At 62.1% G+C, this 16,875-nt stretch carries 17 protein-coding genes; 6 read left to right on the top strand and 11 right to left on the bottom strand.

The window, feature by feature from the left end:
* The first annotated feature begins 49 nt into the window (after window positions 1–49).
* The 4 genes from hpaE to A3M3_RS0119510 all read left to right on the top strand — a co-directional run bounded on the left by hpaE (window position 50) and on the right by A3M3_RS0119510 (window position 4,346).
* Window positions 50–1,564 carry a 5-carboxymethyl-2-hydroxymuconate semialdehyde dehydrogenase gene (gene hpaE / locus A3M3_RS0119525; protein ID WP_028267758.1) on the top strand — a complete coding sequence of 505 codons (1,515 nt, stop codon included), beginning with the start codon at window positions 50–52 and terminating at the stop codon, window positions 1,562–1,564.
* A gap of 111 nt (window positions 1,565–1,675) precedes the next feature.
* Window positions 1,676–2,749, top strand: coding sequence for a 3,4-dihydroxyphenylacetate 2,3-dioxygenase (gene hpaD, locus A3M3_RS0119520; protein ID WP_028267757.1), 1,074 nt, complete (start codon window positions 1,676–1,678; stop codon window positions 2,747–2,749).
* A gap of 2 nt (window positions 2,750–2,751) precedes the next feature.
* Window positions 2,752–3,537 (top strand): 2-oxo-hept-4-ene-1,7-dioate hydratase, encoded by a 786-nt coding sequence (hpaH, locus tag A3M3_RS0119515; RefSeq protein WP_028267756.1) that lies wholly within the window; start codon window positions 2,752–2,754, stop codon window positions 3,535–3,537.
* On the top strand, window positions 3,522–4,346 hold the full coding sequence (locus A3M3_RS0119510) for an HpcH/HpaI aldolase family protein (RefSeq protein ID WP_028267755.1): 825 nt from the start codon (window positions 3,522–3,524) through the stop codon (window positions 4,344–4,346). Before hpaH ends, A3M3_RS0119510 begins: the two co-directional genes overlap by 16 nt.
* Before the next feature lie 90 nt (window positions 4,347–4,436).
* Here the strand turns inward: A3M3_RS0119510 and A3M3_RS25995 are convergent, their stop codons facing one another.
* Entirely contained in the window at window positions 4,437–4,871 is a 435-nt protein-coding gene (locus tag A3M3_RS25995) for an acyl-CoA thioesterase (RefSeq protein WP_081736955.1), read from the bottom strand.
* 226 nt (window positions 4,872–5,097) lie between these two features.
* Between A3M3_RS25995 and A3M3_RS0119500 the strand changes: the two genes are divergently transcribed.
* Complete coding sequence (locus A3M3_RS0119500) at window positions 5,098–5,991, top strand: cytochrome c oxidase assembly protein (protein WP_028267754.1); 894 nt, start codon at window positions 5,098–5,100, stop codon at window positions 5,989–5,991.
* A 46-nt stretch (window positions 5,992–6,037) separates the two neighbouring features.
* On the opposite strand, the gene A3M3_RS0119495 is transcribed toward A3M3_RS0119500, so the two are convergent.
* From A3M3_RS0119495 to A3M3_RS0119460, 8 genes are all read right to left on the bottom strand, one after another.
* Window positions 6,038–6,541 (bottom strand): GNAT family N-acetyltransferase, encoded by a 504-nt coding sequence (locus A3M3_RS0119495; RefSeq protein ID WP_028267753.1) that lies wholly within the window; start codon window positions 6,539–6,541, stop codon window positions 6,038–6,040.
* Window positions 6,542–6,695: 154 nt separating this feature from the next.
* Complete coding sequence (locus A3M3_RS0119490) at window positions 6,696–7,889, bottom strand: aminotransferase class V-fold PLP-dependent enzyme (protein ID WP_197023335.1); 1,194 nt, start codon at window positions 7,887–7,889, stop codon at window positions 6,696–6,698.
* Window positions 7,890–7,950: 61 nt separating this feature from the next.
* On the bottom strand, window positions 7,951–8,430 hold the full coding sequence (locus tag A3M3_RS0119485; RefSeq protein ID WP_051423404.1) for a RidA family protein: 480 nt from the start codon (window positions 8,428–8,430) through the stop codon (window positions 7,951–7,953).
* A 64-nt stretch (window positions 8,431–8,494) separates the two neighbouring features.
* Window positions 8,495–9,658, bottom strand: a complete 1,164-nt coding sequence (locus A3M3_RS0119480) for an ArgE/DapE family deacylase (RefSeq protein ID WP_028267750.1) — start codon at window positions 9,656–9,658, stop codon at window positions 8,495–8,497.
* A 15-nt stretch (window positions 9,659–9,673) separates the two neighbouring features.
* Entirely contained in the window at window positions 9,674–10,459 is a 786-nt protein-coding gene (locus tag A3M3_RS0119475; protein ID WP_028267749.1) for an amino acid ABC transporter ATP-binding protein, read from the bottom strand.
* Window positions 10,459–11,394: an amino acid ABC transporter permease gene (locus A3M3_RS25990; protein WP_035743381.1), complete on the bottom strand. Its 936-nt coding sequence runs from the start codon at window positions 11,392–11,394 to the stop codon at window positions 10,459–10,461. Before A3M3_RS25990 ends, A3M3_RS0119475 begins: the two co-directional genes overlap by 1 nt.
* A 1-nt stretch (window position 11,395) precedes the next feature.
* Window positions 11,396–12,292 (bottom strand): ABC transporter substrate-binding protein, encoded by an 897-nt coding sequence (locus tag A3M3_RS0119465; RefSeq protein WP_028267748.1) that lies wholly within the window; start codon window positions 12,290–12,292, stop codon window positions 11,396–11,398.
* A gap of 35 nt (window positions 12,293–12,327) precedes the next feature.
* Window positions 12,328–13,476 carry a pyridoxal-phosphate dependent enzyme gene (locus tag A3M3_RS0119460; RefSeq protein ID WP_081736954.1) on the bottom strand — a complete coding sequence of 383 codons (1,149 nt, stop codon included), beginning with the start codon at window positions 13,474–13,476 and terminating at the stop codon, window positions 12,328–12,330.
* Between the two features lie 93 nt (window positions 13,477–13,569).
* On the opposite strand from A3M3_RS0119460, the gene A3M3_RS25985 reads away from it, so the two are divergent.
* On the top strand, window positions 13,570–14,535 hold the full coding sequence (locus A3M3_RS25985) for a LysR substrate-binding domain-containing protein (protein ID WP_081736953.1): 966 nt from the start codon (window positions 13,570–13,572) through the stop codon (window positions 14,533–14,535).
* 58 nt (window positions 14,536–14,593) lie between these two features.
* Here the strand turns inward: A3M3_RS25985 and A3M3_RS0119450 are convergent, their stop codons facing one another.
* Entirely contained in the window at window positions 14,594–15,250 is a 657-nt protein-coding gene (locus A3M3_RS0119450) for a histidine phosphatase family protein (protein WP_028267746.1), read from the bottom strand.
* A gap of 180 nt (window positions 15,251–15,430) precedes the next feature.
* The gene (purB, locus tag A3M3_RS0119445) at window positions 15,431–16,873 is read right to left on the bottom strand and encodes an adenylosuccinate lyase (RefSeq protein WP_028267745.1); all 1,443 of its coding nucleotides are present in this window, start codon (window positions 16,871–16,873) and stop codon (window positions 15,431–15,433) included.
* Window positions 16,874–16,875 lie beyond the last annotated feature (2 nt).

The raw sequence follows: 16,875 nt of genomic DNA, 5'->3' as shown, positions 1-16,875 counted from the left end.
CATAGGCCGTAAGTGACCCCGCGTTGCGACTAGTACTAAGGAAAAAACAATGACGTTCACTGCACCAGAAACCACCACCCATTACGTCCCGAAGGACCTTCCCACCCACATCCAGCACTTCATCAACGGCCGGTTCGTTGACTCGGTCAGTGGGGCGACCTTCGACGTCCTGGACCCCGTATCCAACAGCAACTACGCCACCGCCGCCGCCGGCCAGAAGGAAGACATCGACCTCGCCGTCGCTGCCGCCCGCGAAGCCTTCAAGAGCGGCCCGTGGCCGAAGATGAAGCCGCGCGAACGTGCCCGGGTCCTGAACAGGATCGCCGACGCCGTCGAAGCCCAGGAAGAGCGTCTCGCTGAACTGGAGACCTTCGACACCGGCCTGCCGATCACCCAGGCCAAGGGCCAGGCGCTGCGGGCGGCGGAGAACTTCCGCTTCTTCGCGGACCTGATCGTGGCCCAGTTCGACGACGCCATGAAGGTCCCCGGCGCCCAGATCAACTACGTGAACCGCAAGCCGATCGGCGTCGCGGGCCTCATCACGCCGTGGAATACCCCGTTCATGCTGGAGTCCTGGAAGCTCGCCCCGGCCCTGGCCACGGGCAATACCGTGGTCCTCAAGCCGGCCGAGTTCACCCCGCTTTCGGCCTCGCTGTGGGCGACTATCTTCAAGGACGCGGGCCTGCCGGACGGTGTGTTCAACCTGGTCAACGGCCTGGGCGAGGAAGCCGGCGACGCCCTCGTGAGGCACCCGGACGTGCCCCTGATCTCCTTCACGGGCGAGACCACCACGGGCCAGACGATCTTCCGCAATGCCGCGGCCAACCTCAAGGGCCTGTCCATGGAGCTCGGCGGGAAATCCCCGTGCGTCGTATTCGCCGACGCCGACCTGGACGCCGCGATCGACTCGGCTCTGTTCGGGGTCTTCTCCCTCAACGGGGAACGCTGCACCGCCGGCTCCCGGATCCTCGTCGAACGCGCCATCTACGACGAGTTCTGCGAAAAGTACGCCGCCCGCGCGAAGAACATCGTCGTCGGCGACCCGCACGACCCCAAAACCCAGGTCGGCGCCCTCGTTCACCCCGAGCACTACGAAAAGGTGGCCTCCTACGTGGAGATCGGCAAGACCGAAGGGCGGTTGCTTGCCGGCGGCGGACGGCCCGACCACCTGCCCGAAGGCAACTACATCGCACCCACGGTGTTTGCCGACGTCGCGCCCGAGGCCCGGATCTTCCAGGAGGAGATCTTCGGCCCCGTCGTCGCGATCACCCCGTTCGAGAACGACGACGAAGCCCTCGCCCTGGCGAACAACACCAAATACGGCCTGGCGGCCTACATCTGGACCCAGAACCTGACCCGGGCCCACAACTTCGCCCAGAACGTCGAAGCCGGCATGGTGTGGCTCAATTCGCACAACGTCCGGGACCTGCGTACCCCGTTCGGCGGCGTCAAAGCCTCGGGCCTGGGCCACGAGGGCGGCTACCGCTCCATCGATTTCTACACCGACCAGCAAGCCGTGCACATCACCCTCGGCGCGGTCCACACACCCAAATTCGGCGCCTAAGCGTCCGGCCGGCCCAACTACCTCGCACTTGTTGTCGTTCTGAGCCTCCAAAACGACGACTACTGCAAGCCAGTTGGGTGTTGAATACCCTTTCAAAGAAGAGAGAACCCCATGAACAACGTCATTCCCAAGCCCTCCGTCCCGGCCCCGGACATCGTCCGCTGCGCCTACATGGACATCGTGGTCACGGACCTCGCCAAGTCCCGCGAGTTCTACGTGGACCTTCTAGGCCTGCATGTCACCGAAGAAGATGAGAACACCATCTACCTGCGCTCCCTGGAGGAGTTCATCCACCACAACCTGGTGTTGCGCAAGGGACCGATACCCGCCGTCGCGGCCTTCGCGTACCGGGTGAAGTCCCCCGCCGAAGTGGACGCCGCCGAGGCCTATTACCGCGAGCTCGGCTGCCGGGTTGAGCGCCGCAAGGACGGCTTCACAAAGGGCGTCGGCGACTCCGTCCGCGTCGAGGACCCGCTGGGCTTCCCCTACGAGTTCTTCTACGACGTGGAGCACGTCGAACGCCTCACCCAGCGCTACGACCTGTACACCGCCGGTGAACTGGTCCGCCTGGACCACTTCAACCAGGTCACCCCCGACGTTCCGCGGGGCCGGAAGTACCTTGAGGACCTCGGCTTCCGGGTCTCGGAAGACATCAAGGATTCCGACGGCGTCACTTATGCCGCGTGGATGCACCGCAAGCAGACCGTGCACGACACCGCCCTGACCGGCGGCGACGGCCCGCGCATGCACCACGTCGCCTTCGCCACGCACGAAAAGCACAACATCATCCAGATCTGCGACAAGATGGGCGCGCTGCGCATCAGCGACCGGATCGAACGCGGCCCCGGCCGGCACGGCGTCTCCAACGCCTTCTACCTGTACATCCTGGACCCGGACGGCCACCGGATCGAGATCTACACCCAGGACTACTACACCGGGGACCCGGACAACCCGGTCATCACCTGGGACGTCCACGACAACCAGCGTCGCGACTGGTGGGGCAACCCCGTAGTCCCCTCCTGGTACACCGAGGCCTCCCTCGTCCTGGACCTGGACGGAAACCCGCAGCCCATCACCAAGCGCGAGGACAAAAGCGAAATGGCCGTCACCGTCGGCGCCGACGGCTTCTCCTACACCCGCGAACCGGGCGAGGAAGTCGGCTTCAAACTCGGAGCGCAGCTGTAGCCATGCTGGATGCCAAGACGATAGAGGCCATCGCGGATGAGCTGCTCGAGGCCGGCCGGTCCCGGGTCCCGGTTCCGTTGTTGACTGCCCGGTATCCGGGCATGACGGTGGAGGATTCCTATGCGGTGCAGCGGTTGTGGCGGCGCCGGAACGAGGACGCCGGCCGGAGATTGGTGGGGCGGAAAATCGGGCTGACGTCCAGGGCGATGCAGGCGGCCACGGGCATCACGGAACCGGATTATGGCGCGATTTTTGATGACATGGTGCTGGAAACGGGTTGCTCGGTGGCTTGGGACCGGTACACCCACCCCCGGGTGGAGGTGGAGTTGGCGTTCGTGCTCAAGAGGGACCTTTCCGGGCCTGGTTGCACGATCTTCGATGTCCTGAACGCGACGGACTATGTGGTTCCGGCCTTGGAGATCCTGGATTCGCGGATCGAGATGGAGGGCCGGAGCATCGTGGACACCATTTCGGATAACGCGGCGATGGGTGCCATGGTGATCGGCGGCAACCCGGTCAAGCCCGAGGCCGTGGATCTGCGCTGGGTCTCGGCGATCTTGTATAAGAACCAGACGGTGGAGGAGACCGGCGTCGCGGCCGGGGTCCTGGACCACCCGGCGAACGGTGTGCATTGGCTGGCGAACAAGATCGCCGCGCACGGGGACGGGATGAAGGCCGGGGACATCATCCTTGCCGGCTCGTTCACCCGGCCGATGTGGGTGTCCAAGGGCGATACCGTCCATGCAGACTACGGAAACCTGGGAGTCATCACATGCCGCTTCGAGTAGAACCAGAGCCCACGTTCCGCGACGCCCTGCGGAAGCAAAGCGGCACTGCGGGCCGGCCCCTGGCCGGGATGTGGGTGTGTTCCGGCAGTCCGCTGATCGCCGAGTTGTGTGCCGGGGCCGGGTTGGACTGGTTGCTGATCGACGCCGAACACAGCCCCAACGGCCTGGAATCCGTCCTGGCCCAGCTGCAGGCGGTCAACGGCTACCCGGTCCACACGCTGGTCCGGCCACCGGTGAATGAGACCGTGCTGATCAAGCAGTACCTGGATTTGGGTGTGCAGAACCTGCTGATCCCCATGGTGAACTCGGCGGCCGAGGCGGAAGCGGCGGTGGCCGCGACCCGCTACCCGCCCCAGGGTGTGCGCGGTGTCGGCTCGGCCCTGGCCCGGTCCGCGCGCTGGAACCGGATCCCGGACTACCTCAACCGCGCCAACGAGACCATCAGCCTCACGGTCCAGATCGAAACCAGCGCGGCCGTCGCCGCGGTCCAGGAGATCCTGGCCGTCGACGGGGTGGACGCCATCTTCCTCGGGCCCTCCGATCTCGCCGCGTCCCTGGGGGTGCTGGGACAGCAGGAACACCCGAAGGTGCGCGCCGCCGTCGAGCACTGCCTCACGGCGGCGAAGACCGCAGGCAAACCCGCGGGCGTGAACGCCTTCAACGAGGCCACGGCCCGGGCGTACATGGCCGCCGGGGCGTCGTTCGTGCTGGTCGGCGCCGACGTCGCGCTGCTCGCCCGGGGTACGGAAGCCCTCGCGGCCACGTTCATCCCCGCAACCCCCGACGGCGAAATCCCCTCCAGCTACTAAGTCCCCATCTGCCTCACAGGTTCCCAAGTAGCTCGCAGTTGTTGTCGTTTTGAGCCCCGAGAACGACAACAACTGCCAGCTAGTTGGGGCTTAGTCCTCTTGGAGCGCTTGCGTCAGGTGGTGCGTGGGGATGCGGTCGCGCTCGTAGGTGATCTCGGTATAGCCGTGCGGTTCCGGCCGACCGTCGCGGCCGAGGTTGACGAATACTATTTCCTCGATGGTCAGGATGCTCTCGCGAGTGATCATGTTGCGCACCTCCGCTCGCATGGTCAGCGATGTCCTGCCAAAGCGGACTGCAGTCAGGCCCATTTCCACCAAATCGCCCTGCACCGCTGAGCTGACGAAGTTTATTTCGGAGATGTACTTGGTGACCGCGCGGCCGTTTCCGAGTTGGAGGATCGCGTAGATGGCTGCTTCCTCGTCGATCCATTTCAGCAGGCTTCCACCGAACAGCGTCCCGTTGGCGTTGAGGTCCTCGGGACGTATCCACTTGCGGGTTCGGAACGTGATGTCGGCCTTTTCCATAATGCGAGATTAGCCGAGGCCGGGCGCCCACGTCTTCTGCGGCGTGCCATGCTGTGCGCGACTCCGTAACATGGATACGGTGCACCCGGTTCAGCTCACTATGCGAAACGCCGATTCGCGCACCATGCGGCACGCCGGGAACACGCTGGAGGAAGACCATGAAGATCGATAAAACCCACAATAAGGCTGAGCTGGCCGCCCAGCCATCCGGCCGGGACTGCTGATCATGCCACCGTTGGACGTCGTACTGGGATCCTGGTCCATGAACTGGCCTGCCCTGGTCGTTCTTATTGCGGCAGCCATCTTGTACTCAAAAGGCCTGGTGGCCGCCAAACGGCGGGATATCCGCTGGCCTTTGTGGAACTCCCTTGCCTTCTTTGTCCTTGGCCTCGGTAGTTTCGCTGCCTTGAGCTTTGGATTCCCCGGCACCTACAGCCACGATCTGCGGTGGGCTTTCACCCTCAAAGTGACGTCATACCTGTTTGTGGTTCCGCTGTTGATTGCCCTGGGAAAGCCACTGACGCTTGCACGGCAGACCCTGGGCCCCATTGGCGCAGCAAGGGTGGAAGCGGTCCTCGGCCACGGGCTCGTCCGCATGCTCAGCAACACGCTCGTGGCGGCCTTTCTGGGTCTCGCGATGTTCACTGTCTTCTTGACCCCGTTCTTCTACGTGCTCCGGACCAACCCGGGCGCCGACGTCGTCCTGACTTTGCTTGTGCCTGTCATGGGACTCTTCATGACAGTTCCGATCATGGAAGACGGAGCAGGACGCACTGGGTCACTCATTGTGGTCGAGTTCATCTTTGTGTTCATCGAGTTACTCGCCGACGCGGTGCCGGGAGTCCTGATGCGGCTCAGCCCGGGAATTCTCGACGGCGCCACCTCGATCTTGGGCAACCATCCAGCCTGGTTCCCCCCACCGTTGCGTGACCAACAACTCGCCGGAGACCTGATGTGGTTCCTCGCGGAGACTGTTGACCTCCCGCTCATCATCCTGATGTTCGTCCGATTCTCACGCAGCGACAGACACGAAGCCCGGAGCTTCGATGACCTCAGCGACGACGAAATCGAAGCCCTGAACCGGGCGCACTTAGGGCAGGGCGGCCGAAGCCTGGATTGATGTCGCCTGCCTTGGCTCCGAGTCGAATGCGCCGGGGGCCAGGCCGTTAGGCCATCGCCGTGTGGGAAGCGCTGCGCGAATCGATCGGCTTGGAGTAACACTGCGAGTGACTGACGCCGACGTACGGGCCAAAGTTGGGGACCGCCGCGAAGCCGGCGCTCTCGTAGAAGCTGCGCCCGTCCGATTGGGCCGATCCAGCCTCCGCGGTGATCACGCTGAATCCGTGGGAGTGGGCTTGCGCCTCGAGCGCGGCAAGGATGGAGCTCGCCACTCCCGAGCCCCTCGCGTAAGGAACAACGTAGAGGCGCTTGATTTCTGCGGTCTCGGCGTCCAGAATCCTTAGCCCGCCGCAACCCAGAGGCTGGCCTGAGCACTTTTCGTAGGCTACGACGAAAACAGCGGTATCTGCCTCCGACGGTGCGGGCCCGGGCTCGTGTTCGGAGTTGCCGAATCGTGTGTCCAGTTCCGCTTGCTGCGCTGCGCGGAGGTCTGCACCCACAGGGTTAGCCCACGTGACCTGTCTGATGTTGAGCCGCGGATTGGTTTGCATCGGAACCTCTTTCGCCGGAGGGGTTATGCAAATCAAGCTTAGGAAGTTGGGGTTACCGCGGTGTTTCCTGCGGGTAAGCGTCCGGAGAAATAGCGGGGGGCGCGCCCGAGCAACTCGAGCGCGCCCCGACTCCGCGACTGGCTGAGCGCCGCCGCTAGACGTTAGCGAGCCGTTGACTTGCCAGATCACTCATCGCTCGGACTGCCCGGGCGATCTCATCTTCGGTGTTGTAGTAGTGGGGCGAAAGACGGACAAGGGGATGAACTCCCCGGTCTTCCGTGTCGAACTGTGTCTGCTCCGGAACCGTAGTGGAGACGTTGATGCCTTGTTTCCCCAGTATCGAGGCCGCAACCTCTGTTGGAACCCTGTCGAACTTTGCGGTAACGATGGCCCCCTTTTTGGCGCCCAGATCGAAGGTGCTCACTCCTTGGATTGCATCGAGCTGGCCGCGCAGAGATGCGCCCAGCTCAGTGCATCGTTGGGCAATGGTTTCCATCCCGAGGTCCAGCGCCTGACGAACTGCCGTGCCGAGTCCGAGAATGTTGGAATAGCTGTATTCCCAGGTCTCGAAGCGGGTCGCTCCGGGCTGCCATTCAAACCCGCGGTCTCCATCCCACGTCGCGGATGCGATTTCGGCAACGAATGGCTCAAGTTGCTCGAGAGCACTGGTCCGGACCCACAGGAACCCGATGCCCCTGGGCCCTCGGAGGAACTTGCGTCCCGTTGCCGTAAGCATGTCGCAGCCCAGCGCCTCGACGTCCACGGGAATTTGACCGACCGATTGGGTCGCGTCGAGAAGAAAAGGCACGCCGGCTCTTCTGGCGATCTGGCCGATCTCTGCCGCCGGGTTGATAAGACCACCGCTCGTCGGTATGTGGCTCACTCCAATGAGTTTTGTCCGGGTGTCGATGAGGGATTCCAGGGCGCGGAGGTCGAGCTGGCCGTGTTCGTCATTGGGGACAATGACGATTTCCGCGCCGGTCCGCTGGGCTATTTGTAGATAGGCCAGAACATTGCTCCCATATTCAGCCCGACCAGTGAGAATCCTGTCACCTTTCTTGAAGGACATAGAGTAGAACGCGGCATTCCAAGCGTGTGTTGAATTGTCGAATAGTGCGATCTCGTCGGCTCGTCCATTGATCAGTTCCGCGATGTTCGCGTAGGTCTGTGCGATCCTCACCTGTTCGCTGGCTGCAGCCTCGTAACCGCCGATATTCGCCTCCAGTTCCAGGTGGCCGGTCATAGTGGTCAGTGTTTTACGGGAAAGGAGTCCTGCGCCGGCGTTGTTCAGGTGGATGCGGTTTTCGCATCCGGGTGTCGCCGCTCGGATCGCCTGGATATCAAACATGGGTGCCATTCCTTAGATGGTTCGTATTCTGGTGCTCGGACAGGGGGATTGCAGGGTGTGATCAGCAGCGGACTTCGACAACAATTTCCACTTCGACTGGAGAGCCCAGTGGCAGCTCTGCCACGCCGACCGCGGAGCGCGCATGGACGCCCTGGTCCCCGAAAATCAATCCCAAGACGTCGCTGGCGCCATTAATGACACCCGGCTGGCCTGTGAAGCCCGGAGCGGAGGCCACGAAGCCGACCACCTTGACGATGCGCGCGATTGAATCGAGATCAAGCAGCTCCGCAACGGCAGCCAAGGCGTTCAGTGCGCTGGTGCGGGCGAGCTCGTAGCCAAGGTCCGCGCTGATCCCGTCGCCCAGCTTCCCGATCGATTCCAACTTGCCATCCACCAAAGGGAGTTGGCCGGACGTGAATACAAGGTTCCCGGTGCGCACTGCGGGGGCGTAGCTGGCTAGCGGGGCACTGACGCGGGGCAGTTGAATGTTGAGATCGTTCAGGCGTCCCCGTACGGTACCTTCGAGTGCGTTCGTGCTCAATGTGTTTCCTCCATTGGTTGATAGTGGGATACAGGCTCCCGGCGTGTTGCCGGTGGGGTTCCCGTCAGGCGCAAAAATCCCGTATGGTTTCCGTCAAGATACGGGTGACGTCCCGCAGGGAATCCAAGGATGCCCACTCAGTGGGGGCATGGGCGCCCCCACCGTCCACACCGAACAGCAGGCAGGGGATGCCTCTTTCGTCGAGGAGAGCGCAGTCCGTCCAGAACGGTTCCCCACGCAGAGTGGCAGATCTGCCCAGAATGCGTTCCGCTGCATTTAGAGTTGCCTGGACGATGGGTTGGTCCAGTTGGGTTTCAAAGGTGCTTCCCGACTGCATCCGCCGCAATTCGTAGCGGAAGTCTGGATCTTCCTCGGCGATTTCAGCAAGGATTGTGCGGAGTTCCGCCTCGGTTGTCTCGGGGGTTTCACCCGGCACTGTCCTGCGTTCGAGGGAGATGGTGCAGCGGGCGGGGTAGCTGGAGAGCTCTTCGCCACCGCTGATCAAGGAGGCATGGATGCTTCCGCTGCCCAGCATGGGGTGGCCGTGTCCGGTAGCGAGTTGCTTTGACAGCCGTTCCAGCCCGACGAGGAATCGGCCGGTCTTGGCGATCGCATCGATGCCTAGGTCAGCTCGCGATCCATGCGCTGCTTTTCCTTCGATGGTGACCTCGAACCAGACAAAACCCTTGTGGGCTATCGTGATTTCCAAGTAGCTAGGCTCTGAGACGATCGCGGCGTCAGCGCTGAATTGCCGCAGGACTTCCTCCGTGCCGGCACTTGCGTACTCTTCGTCGGCCACCAGCGCGAGAATGATGTCTCCTCGGTGACTATCCTCTGCAACCGCTGCTGCTGAGACCATCATCGCGGCCAGTCCCGATTTCATATCGAACGCTCCGCGCCCGTAAATGTTCCCGTCTTTGATGACGGGGAGGAGCGGATCTCCCTCGTAGCCTTTCAGCGTGACCGTGTCGAGGTGGCCGTTCAACATGAGGCTGCGTCCGCCCGCGGTTCCCCGTGCCGTAGCGACGATCGAGGGACGCCCCGGTCTGGTTTCCAGCCGGTGGATATCGAATCCTCTCCGATCAAGCCAATGGCTGACATAGTCGGCGATTTCCGTTTCGCCGGGAGCTCCCGGCACCAGATCCGGGTTCGAGGAGTCGATGGCGATCAGATCGGACAGCAAGGCCACCACGGATTCCATGGTGGAATCGTCGTTCGCCAGAGTCATCTAATGTTCCCCCGTCTATCTGACTGAGGCCAGAAAGGCCTTGGTACGTTCATGGGCGGGTGAAGTGATCACTTGGCGGGCCGGCCCGAGCTCGACGATTTGCCCGCCGTTGAAAAAAGCCACCCGGTCGGCCACGTCCTTGGCAAATCCCATTTCATGGGTAACGACAATCATGGTCATGCCGCTCTTTGCCAGTTCGCGCATCACGTTCAGCACGTCGCCCACCAGCTCCGGGTCCAGCGCCGATGTGGGTTCGTCAAAGAGCATGAGCTTTGGGCGCATGCATAACGCCCTGGCTATGGCCACGCGTTGCTGTTGTCCTCCGGAAAGGTGGCGGGGATAAGCGTTCGCTTTGTCGGACAGTCCGACCTGTTCGAGCAGGCGCGAAGCCCTTTTGACAGCTTCAGCCTTGGATTCCTTCAGGACCCTCGTAGGGGCCTCGATGAGGTTTTCCATCACCGTCATGTGAGGAAAGAGGTTGAAGTGCTGGAAGACCATGCCGATCTCGGCGCGGCGACGGCAGATGTCTGGATCGGCAAGTTCATGGAGTCTGCCGTTTCGTTGCTCGTAACCGACGACCTCGCCATCCACCCAGAGCCTGCCACCATCAACGGTTTCAAGATGGTTTATGCATCGGAGGAAGGTGCTCTTGCCTGATCCGGAAGGACCAATAAGGCAAAGCACTTCCCCCGCTCGGACTTCGAGGTCGACGCCTTTCAGGACCTCGATCCGCCCGTACGACTTATGTACTTTCTCCGCCCTGAGCATCGGGCTGCTGGGGTGGGATGCCGTTGCAGTCATTATTTCTTCCTGTCGTTTGCCGGTGCCAGTGGCTTCGCGTGCGTGCGGAAAAAGTGGCGGACTTGTTGCAGTGGGGTCATTGGCATGTTCTTTGTGCCGCGAGCAAAGTGTCGTTCGATGTAGAACTGGCCTGTAGAGAGGATCGTTGTCGCGAGGAGGTACCAGATGCTGGCTACGATCAGCAGCGGAATTGTCTGGAAATTTCTCGAGTAAATGATCTGGGACGAGTAGAGAAGATCTGGAACTGCGATCACGCTCACGAGCGAGCTGGTCTTAAGCAGCCCGATAAATTCATTTCCGGTGGGTGGGATGATGACCCGCATGGCCTGAGGGAGGATCACGCGGTACATGGTCTGGAACTTCGTCATCCCCAAGGCTGCGCCAGCTTCGTTTTGTCCACCGTCGACGGCGATTATTCCGGCCCTGACGATTTCGGCCATGTAGGCGGCCTCGTTGAGGCCCAGTCCAAGGATCGCCGCGGCGAAAGGAGTGATGAGGGCGTTTGCATCGAGGGAAACGCCCGGGATTCCAAATGAGATCACCGGGTACAGCGCGGCCAGATTGAACCAGAAGAGGATCTGGACCAGCACGGGTGTCCCTCGGAAGAAGGAAGTGTAGGCGAAGGCTGCGCCGCGAAGGATCGGATTTGCTGATTGCCGCATGATGGCCAGGATGATTCCGAGGACGATTCCGATGGCCATACAGCTGACCGTCAGCAGCAGGGTATTGAGCAAGCCATTCAGAATGGAGATTTGGCCAAGATACTGTCCCACGGTGGTCCAGCCGAAGCGCGGGTTGGTGATGACCGATTGGAGGAAGACGGCGGCCACGGCAACTATTACGGCCGCGGCGGCCCATCTGCCGAGGTGACGTCGGGGTACTACCGGAAGGTCCTCAGCGTTGACGTGCTGAGCCGTGATTTGGGAGGTTGTCATCTCAGGCTCCCGGCGTCATCAAGGTTTCGACGGGCAGTTTCCAGGTTTTGGCGATCGCCGCGTACGTACCATCTTTGATGAGGCCGTTGACGGCTTCCGTTACGGCGGGAATCAGGGGTGAGCCTTTGGGCAGCGCAATACCCAGTTCGGACGGCTTGTACAACGGACCCGAGACCAGCTCGAATGCGCCGTTGGACTGTTCGCCCTGGTACGCGACTCCGACGCTGTCGGCCATGAGCGCGTCGACCCTGCCGCTGCTCAGGGCCAGATTGGCATCATTCTGTGTCGCGAAGAGTTGGACGTCAATCGCGGGTTTCCCGGCACTGACGCATTTGGCTGTCAACTCCGGCAGGTCGGTCAGGGCCTGGACGGTTCCGGTTTGGGCTGCAACGTGATGACCGCAGAGCGAAGCGAAATCCATGCTCAGGTTTTCAGGGTTTCCCTTCTTGACTCCGAGTCCGGACCCCGACTTCATGAACGGCACGAAGTCGACGGTTTTCTCTCGCTCCGGAGTGATGGTGAAGTTGGAGTTGCCGATGTCATATTTGCCGGCTTGCAAGCCCGGCAGAATTGCGGCGAAGTTCGTGTTGACCTTCTGGCTTTTCAATCCCATCGCTGCGGCAACGGCGTCGGAAAAATTCGCGTCGAATCCTGTGATGGTGGTGTTGTCGGTATCGAAGAACTCGAACGGAGCGTAGGAGGCATCCATCGCGAACACCAGGGTACCTTTCGATTTCACAGCAGCAGGAACGAGTGCGGCTGCTTTCTCATTGACCTTGACTACCGGGGTCGAGGCAGGGGTCTGCGCCGCTTCGCCTGTAGTGACAGGCGATGAACAGCCCGTGACTCCCAGCAGTAGGAGGATGGGCATAAGCGCTAGTCGTTTGGGAGTTCGCATGGCGAAGTCCTTTCGTTTGGTTGGGGTTGTAACTTTCAGTGGAGCGAATCGCGGCCTTCGGTATTGACCAGAACGACGGTGGAGTGCGCATCGAGGCCGAGGCGATGTCTCCGTTCAGCGTTGCCCCGCCCAGTCAGCATCAGCCGAAGTCCAGCAAGGCAGGCTGCTCCTCCGGGGCCCAAGCTGGGTTGGGAGTCGGCGTTGTGGGTCATCGCAGCCAGGGCGGAAGCGTCCGAGACCGCCACGGCAGCGTCGAGTCCGTTCCTCAGGAAGGGCCATGCCAAGGGTGAGGGTGTATGCGAGTTCAGTTCTGACAAGTGGGTTTTGGCTGAAGGCAGCGACTGCAGTCGCCGCTCGCGCAGGCTTGCCAGGACCGCAGCGGCGTTCTCGGCTTCCACGCTCAGGAGCGAAGGCTGCGGAATCGCTGTCTGGCTCCGATAGTGTTGAACCGCAGCCTGGGCTAACGATCCGACACCTATGGGGACGGCGAGCAGGGCTACGGGCAGCGTTTCTTCGGAGCTCAGCTGCCGGTCCAACTCCAGGAAGATCGTCTGATATCCTTCGGCGATCCAACGTGGAACATCCACGTATCCTGCCCAGGAGGTGTCCTGCACGAGCAGGGTCTGCCGGTTTGCATGGGCCCAGTTGACCGCTTCGGTCATGGCATCCTCGTAGGAGCCCGGCACGATGGTGACGTGCGCACCTTTGGCGACGATGTCCCCTATCGTCGACGCTGCCGCGTAAGCGGGTACGAATACCTCGGCCGCCAACCCTAGTGCGGAAGCCATCCAAGCAACGCCCAGGCCGTGATGGCCCTGGGTGGCGGTCGCGAGGGTGTATTTGCCCAGTTCCGCAGAAGCGGTAGTACGAAGCCCGTCGAAAGTCTGAATCGTTGACGTGCCCAAAGTCATTGCAAGGAGCCTGCAAACGGCCCATGATGCGCCGAGGACCTCGTAAGAACCGAGCCCCAACCGGACCGCTTCGTTCTTGACGAAGACCCGCCCCACCCCGAATTCCTCCGCTAGGTGTTTTGTGGGGACTAGCGGTGTCGCGGTGAAGCCGGGGATGGTTAGTTGGAAATCAGATGCACCGCTGTGGATTGCGGCGCACCGCCAAGCCCGCGCTTCAGGAGCGCTGTACGTCTTATCGGCGTCGGTGGATCTCACCGGGACCGCGGCTCTCATTCCCATGTAATTAGAGTCACACGAGATAATCTTTTCGTATATCAAAAGCTTCTTCGAGATATCGTTAAGAAAAATGGGACGAAGGGGCTATCTTTGTACGACTTGCGACGCTTACAGATACTTCGAGAACTCCACCACCGCGGCACGCTTTCCGCGGTGGCCACCGCATTGTCTTACAGCACCTCGGCCATTTCGCAGCAGCTTTCACAACTGGAATCAGAGGTCGGAGTCCGGCTTCTCGAACCCGATGGCCGGAGGGTCAGGCTGACGGCGCAGGCACGCATCCTCGTCGCCCATGCGGAGACAATCCTCAACCAACTAGAAGAGGCGAGATCGGACATCGCAGCCTCTTTGGATGTCATTTCCGGAACGCTGCGCGTGGCCGGGTTTCAAACGGCTGCGCTTAACCTATTGCCCGAGGTCATCGCGTGGGTCACGAGAACCTACCAAGAGGTCGAGGTTCTGCTGACCCAGGCTGAACCGGATGAGGCCATTCCCGGCGTCCTCGCACGGGAATTCGACTTGGCCATTGTCGAGTCGTTCCCGGGGCAACCATTGGTCCGCTCCGAGGCCATCGAACAACACCTTCTCTTCGAAGACGCCATGAGGCTCGGGATTTCAGCCTCAGACCCCCGCGCGAGATTCGGTCTGTCACTGGAACAGTTGGCGGAGGATCCTTGGATCATGGAACCGGCAGGAACCCCGGCGCGAGAATGGGCGGTCGACGTCTGTCGAAAAGCTGGCTTCGAACCTCGCGTGCAATACGAGTCTCCTGATATGTTTGTCCATCAGCGCTTTGCCTCTCAAGGACTGGCCTTGGCCTTCCTTCCGGACCTGATGTGGGCGAACACGAGACCTGACGTGTCTTTGCATTTGCTCCGGCCAGGAATGGCCAGAACCGTTTACACCGTGGTCCGAGCTGGTGCCGGCGGCCATCCCGTGATTCGGGCTTTCCATGACGCGCTGATGATAGCCCTAAATGGCACCACGTCCCTCGTCATGCGGAATCTCCAAGCGGCGCCCGGGTCGCAGTCTTCAAGGGTCCCCAACGGGAAGTGAGGGAGCGTCTGGGCGCGTCGTCGCGCCGAGGGCGTGCCCGCAGGTTCACCAACGGCGCCTAGAGTGGGTCGCCGGTGGGATCTTCTGCCGTCCGGTCGGCCAGGGCAAGTCCGCCCACGGGGCTTTGGTCCCAATGAAGCAGGTGCCAGCCGCGCTCCGGGTCGCCCTCGAGCGCGACGATTCCGGTGTTCTGCAGCTGGTGGGTCGCGGCGAACTCGCGGCCGACATCATACGCGCGGCGCCCGGCCCAGCAACGGATCGCGGCACCATGACTGACCACGACGGCGGTCTTGTCGCCTGCCGCGACTACCTTGGCAATGGCTGCGTCGTAGCGGGCAAAGAACTCGTGACCGTCACCGGCTCCTGGCATGCGGATAGCCAGGTCCCCGTCTGTCCAGGCGAAAACGGTGCTCATGTACCGGTGGTGCGATTCGTGGTCCGTGAGCTTTTCCAAAGTCCCGGCCTCAATCTCCTGCAGACCGTCCAAGACGGTGGCCTCCAGCCCGAGAGCATTGGCGAGCGGGCCGGCGGTCAGTTGGGTGCGGATCAACGTCGATGCGTAGATGGCCGTGAAGTCTTCGCCGGCAAGGGAGTTGGGGAGTGCAGCGGCTTGACGTTCGCCGAGTTCAGTCAGCCCCGGACCGGGAAAGGCTGTGTCTAATTGCCCTAAGACGTTTCCAGGGGTTTGTCCGTGACGGATAAGCAAGAGCCTCATGCTGACACAGTTCCTTACATCGATTCGGAAATACCGGGCCCACGCGGCGTTTTGACCCGGCGATTCGTAGCCAATCAGGACCGGAGCCCTGACGCGAGGCCGACACCCTGCCCGGACGGCAGCGTTGCGGAGGGCAGCCGTGCGACAGCATCGGCCGACTGCCCTTCGCAACGCTGGGTCCTACTTCAGATGGTCGACCAGTTGCTCGGCGATACCCGTGTACTTGCCTGGCGTCAGCGCCAGCAGGCGCGCCTCGGCCTCGGGAGACAATCCCAGACCGGAGACGAACTCTTGCATACGGGCGGCGTCGACCCTCTGTCCGCGGGTGAGATCTTTGAGGCGCTCGTAAGGGTTCTCCATACCCTCAACGCCAGCGATGGCCTCGGCGCGCATGACCATCTGGATGGCTTCGCCCAGGACCTCCCAGTTGGTGTCGAGGTCGGCCGCCAGCACATCCTCGGCAACGTCCAAAGCCAGCAGACCCTTGGCGACGTTCGAGATCGCAAGAAGCGAATGCCCGAATGCGACACCGATGTTGCGCTGCGAGGAAGAATCCGTGAGGTCTCGCTGCCAACGGGACGTCACCAGGGTGGCCCCTAGGGTGTCCAACAACCCGTTGGAGATCTCCAAGTTGGCCTCGGCGTTTTCGAAGCGGATCGGGTTGACCTTGTGCGGCATGGTGGAGGAGCCCGTGGCGCCAGCGACCGGGATCTGCCGGAAGTAGCCGATGGAGATGTAGCTCCAAACGTCCGTGCAGAGGTTGTGCAGTATGCGGTTGAAGCGCGCGACGTCGGCGTAGAGTTCAGCCTGCCAGTCGTGGCTCTCGATTTGGGTGGTCAGCGGGTTCCAGGTCAGTCCCAGGCTCTCAACGAAGGACTGGGATATGTCTTGCCAGTCGGCACCGGGAACCGAAGCAACATGCGCAGCATAGGTTCCGGTAGCGCCGTTGATCTTGCCCAGGTACTGGGTCTTGGAAACGCGGTCCAGCTGGCGGCGCAGGCGGTGGGCGATGACTGCCAGTTCCTTGCCAAGCGTGGTGGGCGTGGCGGGCTGGCCGTGGGTGCGGGAGAGCATCGGGACGGCGCGGTTCTCTTCGGCCATCGCTGAGATCTGCGCCACCAAGCCACTGGCAGCCGGGAGCCAGACATCTTCCACTGCACCTTTGACGCCCAAGGAGTATGAGAGATTGTTGATGTCTTCGGAGGTGCAGCCGAAGTGCACGAGCGCAGTCAGCCTTTCGATACCGATCGCGGGCAGGCGACGGCCGATGTAGTACTCGACGGCTTTGACGTCATGGACCGTGACGGCTTCGAGTTCGGCGAGTTCGGTGACCGCAGCGGCGTCGAACTCGGTGACGATGGCGCGGAGCTTCTCCTGCTGATCGGCGGTCAGGGGACCGGCGCCGGGGAGCACGTTGTTGCTGGTCAGGTAGATGAGCCACTCGACTTCGACGGCCACACGATCGCGGTTGAGGGCGGCCTCGGACAGGTAGTCGACCAGGGGAGCGACGGCGGACTGATACCGCCCGTCCAGCGGGCCCAAAGCGATCGGTTCCGGCGAAGCGGCAAGAGCTAGGCGTCCAGAGGGCGTACGGGTAACAGCGGCGGCGACGGTTTCAGACATGA

The sequence above is a fragment of the Arthrobacter sp. MA-N2 genome, from assembly GCF_000517125.1.
GTDB classification, from domain to species: Bacteria; Actinomycetota; Actinomycetes; order Actinomycetales; family Micrococcaceae; genus Arthrobacter; species Arthrobacter methylotrophus.
Note: the sequence above shows the minus strand (reverse complement) of the source record. Positions and strands in the feature narration are given on the sequence as shown.